Below are 12,726 nucleotides of genomic sequence, written 5' to 3' on the forward strand. Positions count from 1 at the left end.
CAAATAATCTGCTATACTAACTTTATGTAAGGAAAAGCCCGTTTTTTTGGAAAAAGGAGAAGGGAAGAAATGAGCAGACTAACGATAGTTACGAAAAACAAAGCTCAGGAAACCGTGGAAGAACTGTACAAGGATCTTGAGCGGAGAATCGTGGCCAGCCAGCCGGGGCTTTGTCCGGTGGAACTGACCTCCGCGTTTCTGCACATGAGTCATGCGCAGTCCTGCGGCAAGTGCGTGCCGTGCCGTGTCGGCCTGGAACGCCTGGAAGAGCTGGTGAATCAGGTTCTGGATCACAAGGCGGATATGGGGACGCTGAAACAGATCGAGAAGACCGCGGAAGTGATTTTTACCACTTCGGACTGTGCCATCGGATATGAAGCCGCGCGGATGGTCCTGAAGGGAATCCGCGGATTCCGGGAAGACTTTGAGGAGCATGTACAGAAGGGCAGATGCCGGATGATGACCAGAGAACCGGTGCCGTGCCAGTCTCTGTGTCCTGCCCATGTCAATGTGCCGGGATATATCGCGCTGATTCACGAGGGAAGATATTCCGACGCGGTGAATCTGATTCGTCAGGACAATCCGCTTCCGGCAGTCTGCGGACTGATCTGCGAGCATCCCTGCGAAGCCCGCTGCCGGCGCTCGCTGGTGGATGACGCCATCAATATCCGCGGCCTGAAGCGCTACGCAGTGGAGCACGAAGGCGAGATCCGCATTCCGGACAAAGCAGAGCAGACCGGCAAAAAGATCGCCGTGATCGGCGGCGGCCCGGCAGGTCTGTCCGCAGCCTATTATCTGTCCCTGATGGGACACGAAGTCATGGTCTACGAGCAGCGGAAGCAGCTGGGCGGCATGCTGCGCTACGGCATTCCGGCGTACCGGCTGCCCCGGGAGATTCTGGATAAGGAGATTGACGCCCTGCAGCTGTCCGGTTTCCAGACAAAGACCAACGTAAGTATCGGCAAGGACATTTCCCTGTCCCGGTTAAAAGAGCAGTATGATGCCCTCTATATTGCCATCGGCGCTCATCAGGACCGAAAGATCGGCATTGAAGGGGAAGACGCGGAAGGCGTGATCTCCGCGGTGGAGATGCTGCGTTCCATCGGCGACAGCTTCCCCATGGATTTCACGGGAATGGACATCGTCGTCGTAGGCGGCGGCAATGTGGCCATGGATGTGGCCCGCTCAGCAGTGCGCCTGGGCGCCAAGTCTGTCCGGGTGGCATATCGGAGAAGAAAGAACGATATGACCGCGCTGGAAGAGGAAATCGAAGGAGCTATCGCGGACGGTGTGGAGATCCGCGGCATGAACGCGCCGATTCGCATCGAAAAGGACGCGGACGGACGGGTAGCCGCGCTCTGGGTACAGCCGCAGAAAGTGGGCGCCATTTCCAAGGGCCGTCCCGCGCCGGATGCGGCAGCCAAGCCGGAGGAGCGCTGGGCCTGTGACCGGGTGCTGGTTGCCATCGGCCAGGGTATTGATTCCAGCGCCTTCCAGGAATTCGGCATTCCGTTCCACCGCGGAACCATTGACGCGCTGGAGTCCGCGGATGTCAAGGACGCGGAAGGCATCTTCGCCGGCGGCGACTGTGTCACCGGACCGGCTACCGTTATTCAGGCCATCGCGGGCGGCAAGGTGGCAGCAGTGAATATTGACGAATATCTGGGCTTCGAGCATGAAATCCGGAACGAAATCGAACTGCCGCCGGTACATCTGAATGACAACGAACCCCATGGACGTGTGGAACTGATCGAACGTCCGGCAGCCGAGCGGATCCATGACTTCTGTCTGATGGAATGCTCCATGTCTGATGAAGAAGCCCATCAGGAATCCGGCCGCTGTCTGCACTGTGATCATTTCGGCTATGGTATTTTTAAGGGAGGGGAAGCAAACGTATGGTAAACGCAATCATTGACGGAAAGAAAATCCAGGTTCCGGAGAAAACTACAATTCTGGATGCGGCGGCCAGCGTAGGCATTCTGATCCCGACCCTCTGCTACCTGAAGGAAATCAACGAAATCGGCGCCTGCCGGGTCTGTGTCGTAGAAGTGGAAGGCCATGAAAAACTCTTTACCGCCTGCAACAACACGGTGGAAGAGGGCATGGTGATCCATACCACCAGCAAGAAGGCGCGGGAAGGCAGAAGAACGAATGTACAGCTGCTTCTGTCCGAGCATGACGACCACTGCACCACCTGTGTCCGCAGCGGCGCCTGCTCCCTGCAGAAACTGGCAAAAGAACTAAACATACAGGAAGTGCCGTTTGAGAAGCATATCCCGGCGCAGAAAGGCAATCCGGAGTTCCCGCTGATCCGGGATTACACGAAGTGCATCCAGTGCCTGCGCTGCGTACAGGTCTGTGAGAAGATCCAGGCATCCAATATCTGGGATCTCATCGGCACCGGTTCCCGTGCCAAGGTGGATGTGCGTGAAGTATATGATCTGGAAGATTCCAAATGCGCGCTGTGCGGCCAGTGCATTACCCACTGTCCGGTGGGAGCGCTGAAAGAGCGGGATGATGTCACCGATGTGATCCACGCGCTGGATGACCCGGAGAAAGTGACGGTTGTTCAGATCGCGCCATCCATTCGTACCGCCTGGGGCGAGATGTTCGGCATGACACCGGAGGAGGCCAGCATGGAGCGGCTGTCAGCCACTCTGAAATTCCTGGGCTTTGACTATGTGTTCGATACGGATTTCTCCGCGGATTTAACCATTATGGAAGAAGGCTCCGAATTTGTTCAGCGTCTGAAGGACGGCAAGCGGGACTTCCCGATGTTCACTTCCTGCTGTCCGGGCTGGGTGCGTTTCTTAAAGGCCCATTATCCGGAATATGTGGACAACCTGTCCACAGCCAAATCGCCCCAGCAGATGTTTGGCGCTATTATCAAGAGCTATGTGGCGCAGATCAAGGGAATCGATCCGAAGAATGTATATTCCGTTTCCCTGATGCCCTGCCTGGCCAAAAAGCATGAATGCGCGATTCCGGTAATGAATGATGCCTGCGGGGATCCGGACGTGGATACAGTGCTGACGAACCGGGAACTGGTACGTCTGCTTCGTTCCCAGCATGTGAATCCGGGCCTTCTGGAGGAAGAACCGCTGGATGATCCGATGGGATTCGGATCCGGCGCCGGCAATATCTTCGGCGCGACCGGCGGCGTGATGGAGGCAGCGCTCCGTTCCGCCTACTACCTGGTTACCGGTGAAAATCCGGATCCGGATGCCTTCCGCGCAGTCCGCGGTATGGACGGATGGAAAGAGGCGGAATTCGAGATCGCCGGCATGACACTGAAGATAGCCGTGGTGAACGGACTGGCGAATGCGGACAAACTTCTGACCGCGCTGCGCAAAGGAAAAGTGCAGTACGACTTTGTGGAAGTCATGGCCTGCCCGGGCGGATGTGTCGGCGGCGGCGGACAGCCCTTCTATGACGGCAAGGAGATGGCCGCTTCCCGCGCGCCGATCCTGTACGCCTTTGACCAGATCACCGATCTGCGGTTCTCCCATGAGAATCCCTCGATTACCAAGGTATACAGTGAGTATCTGGGAGAGCCCCTCAGTGAGAAGTCCCACCATCTGCTCCATACGGATCATCACGCATGGAAGATGCCGGGAGAGAAATAGATTCCACAGGAAACAGAATCCACAGGAAAAAGACTCCACCAGGTGAAAAAAACAGAATCCGTTTCCGGGTATGATCTGGTGAACGAAAGAAAAATAATGTAAGATTAAGACAGTTCCTGAACAGGGGCTGTCTTTTTCTGGTTCAGGACAGGAAAATCAGAAACCAGGGGAAAGGAAAAAGTGAAGGGAAAAATGAAGGGAAAAAGCAGGAAACGCACCGGCAGAATCCTGCGGGCTGCGGCAGGGATCGGACTGTCTGCAGCGATGCTGGCAGCCCCGGCGGGAGATCATGCCGCCGGGGCATCACAGCCGCAGACCGACGCACATGCCGCCGGTGCATTACAGCCGCAGACAGACACGCATGGCGCCGGTGCATTACAGCCGCGGACGAGCGCGCATGCCGCCGGTGCATTACAGCCGAAAACGAGCGGGCGTGGGCTTCGCAGACCGGTGCTTTTGCAGGCGCAGAACCGGAAAGGAACCGTCATTCTGCTGAAGTGGAAAGGAGATCGGGCAGCGGACAGCTGGCGGATCTGCGCCAGAGCGGGCAAAAAGACAAAATATTTTACGGTGAAAGACGGCAGCAAGACGTCCTTAAAGATTCGGAAACTGTCGAAGAAGCAGACGTGGAGCTTTCGGGTGCAGAGCTGCGCGGAGACTGCTGCCGGTATGGTCCGGTCACCATGGAGCAAGGCAAAGAAGGCGAACTTTTTTACCGTGGTCATTGATGCCGGACATCAGAAAAAGGGAAATCTGAACAAAGAACCGGTGGGGCCGGGAAGTGCTGCCAGGAAATATAAGGTGGCCTACGGAACCGCAGGGGTGCGAAGCAGAGTACCGGAATCCAGGGTGACGCTTATGGAGGCGAAATGCCTTGCCGCGCAGCTGCGCAGCCGGGGCTACCGTGTGGTGATGGTCCGCAAAAAACAGAATGTAAATATTTCGAATATACAGAGGGCGAAAATCGCAAACCGGTACCGGGGCGGAGCTGTTTTTGTCAGACTGCACTGTGATGCTTCGGATTCTGCCGGGCAGACGGGATTTTCCATGCAGGCCGCATCCGGAAAGAATCCATACCTTACGAAGAAAAATATCCGGGAATCCGCCCGTTTGTCCGCAAAAATAGGCAGATCCTATCAGAAAGCCACCGGCCTGAAAAATCATGGAATTGTGTACCGGGACGATCTGTCCGGTACAAACTGGTGCAAAATCCCCACCGCGCTGATCGAGATGGGATTTCTGACGAATCCCTCCGATGAGAAAAAGCTGCTTTCTGCAGGGTTTCAGCAGCGGGCGGCCCGGGGGATCGCGGATGGAATCGACCGGTATTTTGGCAGAAAGTCCTGAACCGCATCCGCAGGCGCGCAGCTGCGGCCGGATCAGGAACCGTACTGCTGCGCCGCAATTTTCTGTTCTGCCAGTTCGCTGAACAGGGCAATGGCTGGATTGTAATTTGTTTTGTGCCAGGCAAGGAAGATTTCGTGGCTGCGGGCATCGGGCAGATCAATGGGGCGGATCACCACATGGGGGTTGTAGGCCTCCACGGAACGGCTGCTGGTGATGGCGACCCCGTTGCCTGTCTGCACCCACAGCAGCACATCTTCCATTTTTTCCACTTTGCGCAGGGCAGGGTGGAACCCGCAGCGGGCGCAGAGATTTTCCACATAGCGAAAGCCTTCTTCGCTGGCTTCCGGACCCAGCTGAACAAAGGTTTCGCCCTTTAAGTCGCTTAAAGACAGATCTTTCTTTCCGGCCAGCGGATGCTCGCGGTTTAACATGATGCAGGAGTCATAGCTCTGAATCGGTATGGTCAGAAGGTCCGGTTTGTCAAAGAGGGAAAAGTTGTAAGTGACAATGAGATCCAGCGCGCCGTCATATAATTTCCGGGGCAGTTCCACCAGGGAAAAGCGTTTGAGATCCAGACGGACCGCGGGATGGGCGGACTGGAAGTCTTTCAGCAGATTAGCGAAGAAATCCGAAATATCATACACATCCAGAATGCCGATGTGGAGCGCCCCTTCATAGCCCTGATTCGCGGAATGGGCGTCGTCTACTGCGTCGTGGTACAGCTGAAGGACCTGGGGCAGGCGGTTGTACAGCAGAATTCCGCCCGGAGTCAGCTGCAGCCGCTTTTTATCCCTGACAAATAAAGGCGTGCCCAGTTCCTCCTCCATCACACTGATCTGCCGGCTCAGGGCCGGCTGGCTGATGAAGAGACAGCGTGCCGCTTCTGTAAAATTCAGGCATTCCGCAAGCTTGATAAAATATTTGATCTGGTTAAATGTCATGCTGCCTTCCTCCTGCCTTGTTATAATCTGTTTAGGAAAAGATTATAACAAAAAGTTATAGTTCAATCAATGAATTGATTGTTTCCAGAAGCATACAGTGCGCCGCGGAAAAACAGAGTGTGATACACTGAAAGAAGAACAGGAAAGACTGCGGATTCCGCACAGCCTATGGTAAGACTGACGGGGTTTAAAGAAGGAGGAAAATGACATGAAAGTTATGGGTATCGTGGCAGGGCGCCACAACGGAAACAGCGAAATTCTGGTAAAAGAAGCACTGCTTGCCTGTCAGGAAGCAGGGGCAGAAGTGGAACTGGTGAATCTGTTTGATTACAACATTCTTCCCTGTACCGGCTGCGAAGCCTGCACCATGAGCATGGGGGATGTGGCGATGGGAAAAGGCGACTACAAGGGCTGTGTCCTGAAGGACAAGGATGATGTGGACGCGCTGGTTACAGAGATGCAGACCTGCAACGGACTGATTATCGGGGTACCGACCTATGATCTGATGCCCAGCACAGTATATACCAGATTTACTCATCGGTTCCTGGCCTATGAGCTGTCCTTCCTTCTGAAAATCGGAAAAGTGAAAGAAGATCCCCATCAGGTTGCCGGACTGATTGCAGTCGGCGGCTCCTGCAAAGACTGGCAGGGACTGTCACTGGATAGCCTGTCCGCGACCATGTTCACACAGTCTACCATGGTTGTGGACAAATTCCTCTCCACAAGAAACGGACGGCCGGGCAATGTGCTGCTGAAGGAGGATCAGATTGCCCGTGCCCATAAGATGGGAGAAAATATCATCCAGGCGATCCGCACACCTGTGGAAGAGCGCGGCTGGCTGGGTGATCCGGATCAGGGTCTGTGCCCGAACTGCCACAGCGATCTGATTATGAGAGGCGATAGGCACTGGGACGGAATCCAGTGGCCTTTCGAATGCGTGGTATGCGGCGCCGGCGGAGATATTGTCAAAGATGAGAATGGAAAAGTAAAATTTGTCATTGCGCCGGACGGACTCTCCAGGGACAGAAACGTGAATGAATGCCGGGAAAAACATCTGGAAGAAATTGTATCCACGAGAATTGACTTTATGAAGCGGCAGGAAGAAGCCCGGGCAAAGATGGAAAAATACCGGGAACTGAAGTTCCCTACGGTAGAAATCAGCCGCTAGAGCACGGAAGCGGATACGAAGATCAGATAAAAAGCAGACAGATATACGAAGCAGGTACACGAAACAACTGCGCGAAAACAGATATACGAAACCGATACACAAAACGGATCTGCAAAAAGAAAGGCCGTACGAACCGATGGAAGTTCGTACGGCTTTTTGCGATTCGACCGTATCAGGAACCAGGGTCCCGGACGGCAGAGGGAAGGGGGGACTCCTCACTGCCTGCGAATCGGCAGAAACTTTGCGGACAGCACGGATGAGAAAGCATTACATTCAGATGTAACACGTCCGATATCAAGCGCAACTGGCTGCCATGACAAAGACCCTGCAGCTTTGCGTCACAGATTTTCATCTGTTTTGCCATGATCAGCAGACGAATCGCGGGGGAGCGATCCGTCCTGATCGCTGTTCAAGTTTGAGCCATGCATATTTTAGTACGCGTGGAATATGAAGTCAATAAATACAATGGGTATAAAAACAGATACATGGGGCATGTTCTGCACAAAATACCGGATTCGGGATATGAAGAAGCCGGCGTGTCTGGTTATTTGCAGAGTTCGGTGACTACCTGGTTGATGACTTTGCCGTCTGCTTTTCCCTTCAGTTCGCCCATAACAGCCTTCATGATCTGGCCTTTGTTTTTGGTGGCGATGACAGCGGCAAATTTATCCTGAAGGATCGCTTTGATCTCATCTTCGGAAAGCAGCTTCGGCGCATATTCCGCAATGATATCATAGCGGGCCTGGTACTCTGCCTTCAGGTCGGCGCGTTCTGCCGGACAGGTGTCGATCTGCTCTTTGACGCTTTTCATCTCTTTCAGAATGACGGTATCGGTTAAATCTGCGGGCACATCGTCACGGCAGCCCTGATCGATGGCGGCTTTCTTGACCGCGGACACCAGGGAAGAGATGGCATCTTTGCGCACTTTATCCTTTGCTTTCATGGCCGCCATCATATCTTTTTGCAGTTGTTTTAATTCCATTTCGATTCCTCCTCGTATAATTCTGAACTGTCTTCTACTTTAGCGCAACAGAGAAAAAACTGCAAGTAGCAGGGAAAACAATCCACAGTTTACTGGTATTATTGCAAAATGTGCAAAAGAACTGTGTGGGAATTCAAATTTTTTGTGAAAATTTTAGAAAATGGTATCCACATCCATGCAGAAATGGTATAATTAAATCAGCAAAAATCTTGTGACACCGGCCAGGGTATTCCACAGTCACAGCAGGAGGATCTGACTGATCTGGAAGAATGGCAGCAGATTCCGGCAGGAATCTGACGAACAGAAAGAGAGGTAATATAAATGGATATTATCATTGTTGGAAAAAACATCGACGTAACCGCAGGCCTGAGATCGGTAGTAGAGGACAAACTGTCCAAACTGGAAAAATACTTTACCCAGGAGACTACGATTCATGTAACGATGAAAGCCGACAAAGGCAGACATAAGATTGAAGTGACAATTCCGCTGAAGGGAAGAATTATCCGTGCGGAGCAGGTCAGTGAAGATATGTATCAGACCATCGATCTGGTTGAGGAAGTCATTGAGCGCCAGCTCAAAAAATATAAAAACAAGCTGATCAACAGGAAACATCAGGCGGATGATTATTTCCGTCCGGAATACATTGAAAAGGAGTACGAGGACGAGGATGACGAGGTTCAGATCGAACGTGTAAAACATTTCGAAATGAAGCCGATGTTCATCGAAGATGCATGCGTACAGATGGAACTGCTGGGACATAACTTCTATGTATTCATCAACGCGGAGACGGATGAAACCAATGTCGTATACAAACGGAAAAACGGAGGATACGGTTTGATTGAACCGGAAGCATAAGTTTGTAGAATTCTGAAAACTCCGGAACGAAAGTGACGAGACTGCTGCATGAAAAAATGCGGCAGCCTCGTCTTTTTTATGGTCAGATGCGGGATAATGAGTTAGCCATGTGCACAGTGTGTTAGCGTAAAATATTTTATAATTGCAATAACACACAATAGTAAGTTATAATTAACTATGATTCACAGTATGTGAATCAGAAACAATCCATACAGAAAAAACAGAACAGGAGGCAAATTATGTTCAAAGGATGGAGTAAACTTGGTATTCTCGCAGGCGGTTTTCTGATTGGAACCTATGGCGTGAAATTACTCAGCGGAAGAGACGCAAAAAAAGCCTATACACACTGTACTGCAGCAGTTCTTCGGATGAAGGATCAGGTTGTGAAGGATTTGACCGTAATCGGTGAAAACTGCGGTGATATTGCAGCAGACGCAAAGGAAATCAACGAGAAACGCGCGCAGGAACAGGAAGCGAAAATTATTGAGAATGCAAAAGAAGTTATCAGCAAGACGGAGCAGAAAGAAGCATAGGTACGGAATCATATGAGATGCAGGATATTACATGAATCCCGCGGAAGAATCCGCGTCCGGGCAATGCAGCCCGGGATGAGTATGGAACAGGCGGACAAGCTGGAATATTTTTTGCGGTCGGTAGAAGGCGTCAGCAAAGCGAAGGTAAATGAGCGCACCTGTGATGCCATGATCTGGCACTGCGGTACCAGGGAAAACGTAATCCGCGCACTGTCGGAATATGACTGCCGGACTTTTGAGGCTGCTGTGCCTCAAAGCTCTGGCAGGGCCCTGGCCAGAGAATTCGAAGATAAGCTGTTTTTTCTGATAGCAAGAAGGCTGATCACACGTTTCCTTCTGCCTGCCCCGGTGTCTGCGCTGCTGACCGTGATCCGCGCAGTACCTTATATTACGAAAGGAATCCGCAGCCTGAAACACAAAAAACTGGAAGTATCGGTACTGGATGCCGTAACGATTGCGGTGTCTGTATTGCGGGCAGATTTTGCAACAGTAGGATCGGTAATGTTCCTTCTCAGACTGGGAGAACTGCTGGAGGAGTGGACCTACAGAAAATCTGTGGATGATCTGGCACAGCGCATGTATCTGAATGTTGAAAAAGTCTGGATGAAATGCGGAGATACGGAAGTGCTGGTCAGCGTAGACGAAGTGGAACCTGGTGATCGGATTGTGGTGCGGACGGGCAATGTGATCCCTCTGGACGGCATTATTGTATCCGGTGAGCCTGCAGTGAATGAGGCGTCCATGACAGGAGAATCCCTTCCTGTGAGAAAAGCGGCAGGAAATTATGTTTACGGGGGAACCGTGATTGATGAAGGAATCTGCGAAATAGAGGTGAAGAAGGAGTTTGGTTCCGGACGTTATGACCGTATTGTAGCAATGATTGAAGATTCCGAAAAACTGAAGTCGGCGGTTGAAACCAGAGCGGCTCATCTGGCAGACGCGCTGGTTCCATATAGTCTTGGCGGCACAGCGCTGGCCTGGCTTCTGACAGGAAATGTCGACCGGGCGCTGGCGGTTCTGATGGTGGATTTTTCCTGCGCGCTGAAACTGTCCATGCCGATTGCCGTACTTTCGGCCATGCGCGAGTGCAGCGAACACCAGATTGCGGTCAAGGGTGGAAAATTCCTGGAAGCAGTGTCGGACGCGCGGACGATTATATTTGACAAGACCGGAACCCTGACCCACGCAAGACCTTCCGTGGCCGAAATTATTACTTTTGGAGATTATGAAGAATCGGAGATGCTGCGTCTGGCGGCGTGTCTGGAAGAGCATTATCCGCACTCAATTGCCAACGCGGTGGTTGCGGAAGCAAAGCGCCGCGGCCTGGCACACAGGGAAATGCATTCGGAAGTGGAATATATCGTGGCACACGGAATCGCCAGTACCGTAAACGGGCAGAGAGTGCTGATCGGCAGCCCGCATTTCCTGATGGAGGATGAACACTGCAGAATACCGGACGGCGAACAGGATAAGTTTGAAGCACTGCCGGAAGAATATTCTCATCTTTATCTGGCGATCGGAGGAGAACTGGCAGCGGTGCTCTGCATCGAAGATCCCATTCGGGAGGACGCCGTCGGGATAATCAAAGAGCTTCGCCGGCTTGGATTTGACAAGGTGGTGATGATGACCGGGGACAGCCGGCGGACAGCGGAAACAGCGGCAGCCCGGCTGGGAATTGACGAATGTTACGCGGAACTGCTGCCGGAAGATAAGGCGCGTTTTATTCGTGAGGAGCATGACAGGGGACGCAGAGTCATAATGATCGGAGACGGCATTAACGATTCTCCGGCACTGTCGGAAGCGGATGCGGGAATTGCGATTGCTTCCGGCGCGGCGATCGCAAGGGAAGTGGCGGATATTACGATTTCCGCCGACAGCCTGCATGAGCTGCTTACCCTGCGCCGCATAAGCGACGGGCTGATGTGCCGGATCCGGAGAAACTACCGGGTGATTATGGGGTTCAACAGTCTGCTGATTGCTCTGGGTTTTTTTGGAGTCATTGCTCCGGCTGCAACAGCGACGCTGCATAATCTTTCGACCGTTCTGATCAGCCTGCACAGCATGACGAATTTGATAGAATCGGAAAAAGATCGGAAAAATCATGTTGACAATGAGGTTAGTGCTAATTTATAAACGAGTTAGATGCATTTAACCACAGAAGCTGAATGGAACCAGACATGTGCACAACGGCCGTGTCAGAAACAGGAATGAAGGAGAACCATAGATGTCGGAAGAAGTTCTGATACAGTACTGCGCACCGACCCTGGCGGGACTGAAGACAGGAAATCTGTTTACTTACACGTTTTCTGCCAGGGAGGAAATGCATGCGGAGATCCGCAGATATAATCGGATCCTGGCAGGGAAGAAGCTCTGTATCATACCCATGCGGTACCGAAATGGAAAGGCGCTGCTGTATCTCTACCGGCCGGATGCCCTGCGGCGGGATATCAGCGCTGCGGATACGGCCCGGATGTTGGAAGAGGCGGGCTATGGAAGCGATTCCGCCAGCCGCTGTATCCGGGAACTGATCCGGCGCCTGGAGAGCCAGGAACAGTTTCCCCATGAAATTGGCCTGTTTCTGGGATATCCGCCGGAAGATGTGCGGGGATTTATCGAACAGAAAGCGGACAATTACAAAATGATTGGCACCTGGAAGGTGTACGGCGATGTGGAAAAAGCAAAGCGTACCTTTCAGGCGTTCCGCTCCTGTACCGCCAGATGCCGGAGACAGTGGCAGAACGGCGCGTCATTGGAACAGCTGGCGTCAGAACGGCTTTGCACAGACAGAAGAGAAAGGACACAGAACATATGCGGAAAATAGCAGTAGTATACTGGAGCGGAACCGGCAACACAGAGGAAATGGCCCGGGCGGTGGCAGAAGGAATCCGGACAGCGGGCGCCCAGGCGGATCTGATGACTCCGGGCGAATTTGACGCTGCGAAGGCAGGGGAATATGATGCTATTGCCTTCGGCTGCCCTTCCATGGGAGCGGAACAGCTGGAGGAAACGGAATTCGAGCCGATGTTTGAAGCCGTGAAACAGAGCCTCAGCGGGAAAAGGATCGCCTTGTTCGGATCTTATGGCTGGGGAGACGGCGAATGGATGCGCAGCTGGGAAGAAGACTGCAGAGATGCCGGCGCGGATCTGGCCTGCGACTGCGTGATCTGCAATGAAGCGCCGGATGAAGAAGCCGTACAGGCTTGCGGCGCTCTGGGAAAAGCTCTGGCAGCCTAGCTGGTAAAGAAGCGGATAAATCATCAGACAGAAGGAAGCG

At 52.8% G+C, this 12,726-nt stretch carries 11 protein-coding genes and 1 riboswitch; of the genes, 9 read left to right on the forward strand and 2 right to left on the reverse strand.

Features of this window, described 5'->3' with window-relative positions; translation table 11 throughout:
* Positions 1 to 69: 69 nt before the first annotated feature.
* From CXIVA_RS07595 to CXIVA_RS13425, 3 genes are all read left to right on the forward strand, one after another.
* Positions 70 to 1,902, forward strand: a complete 1,833-nt coding sequence (locus tag CXIVA_RS07595) for an NAD(P)-binding protein (protein WP_013977422.1) — start codon at positions 70 to 72, stop codon at positions 1,900 to 1,902.
* On the forward strand, positions 1,896 to 3,626 hold the full coding sequence (locus CXIVA_RS07600; protein WP_013977423.1) for a [FeFe] hydrogenase, group A: 1,731 nt from the start codon (positions 1,896 to 1,898) through the stop codon (positions 3,624 to 3,626). Before CXIVA_RS07595 ends, CXIVA_RS07600 begins: the two co-directional genes overlap by 7 nt.
* A gap of 180 nt (positions 3,627 to 3,806) precedes the next feature.
* Positions 3,807 to 4,973, forward strand: coding sequence for an N-acetylmuramoyl-L-alanine amidase (locus CXIVA_RS13425; RefSeq protein WP_013977424.1), 1,167 nt, complete (start codon positions 3,807 to 3,809; stop codon positions 4,971 to 4,973).
* A 32-nt stretch (positions 4,974 to 5,005) separates the two neighbouring features.
* Here the strand turns inward: CXIVA_RS13425 and CXIVA_RS07610 are convergent, their stop codons facing one another.
* On the reverse strand, positions 5,006 to 5,914 hold the full coding sequence (locus CXIVA_RS07610; protein WP_013977425.1) for a LysR family transcriptional regulator: 909 nt from the start codon (positions 5,912 to 5,914) through the stop codon (positions 5,006 to 5,008).
* Positions 5,915 to 6,122: 208 nt separating this feature from the next.
* Here CXIVA_RS07610 and CXIVA_RS07615 point away from each other — a divergent pair, with 208 nt between their 5' ends.
* Positions 6,123 to 7,082: a flavodoxin family protein gene (locus CXIVA_RS07615; RefSeq protein ID WP_013977426.1), complete on the forward strand. Its 960-nt coding sequence runs from the start codon at positions 6,123 to 6,125 to the stop codon at positions 7,080 to 7,082.
* A gap of 296 nt (positions 7,083 to 7,378) precedes the next feature.
* Positions 7,379 to 7,454: riboswitch (cyclic di-GMP riboswitch) on the reverse strand.
* 172 nt (positions 7,455 to 7,626) lie between these two features.
* Here CXIVA_RS07615 and CXIVA_RS07620 read toward each other — a convergent pair.
* Positions 7,627 to 8,064 (reverse strand): GatB/YqeY domain-containing protein, encoded by a 438-nt coding sequence (locus CXIVA_RS07620; protein ID WP_013977427.1) that lies wholly within the window; start codon positions 8,062 to 8,064, stop codon positions 7,627 to 7,629.
* 321 nt (positions 8,065 to 8,385) lie between these two features.
* On the opposite strand from CXIVA_RS07620, the gene raiA reads away from it, so the two are divergent.
* The 5 genes from raiA (at position 8,386) to CXIVA_RS07645 (ending at position 12,686) form a co-directional block, all read left to right on the forward strand.
* Positions 8,386 to 8,919, forward strand: coding sequence for a ribosome-associated translation inhibitor RaiA (raiA, locus tag CXIVA_RS07625; protein ID WP_013977428.1), 534 nt, complete (start codon positions 8,386 to 8,388; stop codon positions 8,917 to 8,919).
* Between the two features lie 239 nt (positions 8,920 to 9,158).
* Entirely contained in the window at positions 9,159 to 9,452 is a 294-nt protein-coding gene (locus CXIVA_RS07630; RefSeq protein WP_013977429.1) for a DUF6110 family protein, read from the forward strand.
* 12 nt (positions 9,453 to 9,464) lie between these two features.
* Complete coding sequence (locus tag CXIVA_RS07635) at positions 9,465 to 11,585, forward strand: heavy metal translocating P-type ATPase (protein ID WP_041727748.1); 2,121 nt, start codon at positions 9,465 to 9,467, stop codon at positions 11,583 to 11,585.
* 91 nt (positions 11,586 to 11,676) lie between these two features.
* Positions 11,677 to 12,273, forward strand: coding sequence for a DUF3793 family protein (locus tag CXIVA_RS07640; protein WP_013977431.1), 597 nt, complete (start codon positions 11,677 to 11,679; stop codon positions 12,271 to 12,273).
* Positions 12,261 to 12,686, forward strand: coding sequence for a flavodoxin (locus CXIVA_RS07645; protein WP_013977432.1), 426 nt, complete (start codon positions 12,261 to 12,263; stop codon positions 12,684 to 12,686). Before CXIVA_RS07640 ends, CXIVA_RS07645 begins: the two co-directional genes overlap by 13 nt.
* Positions 12,687 to 12,726: the final 40 nt, after the last annotated feature.

Source organism: Clostridium sp. SY8519 (assembly GCF_000270305.1).
Taxonomy (GTDB): domain Bacteria; phylum Bacillota; class Clostridia; order Lachnospirales; family Lachnospiraceae; genus SY8519.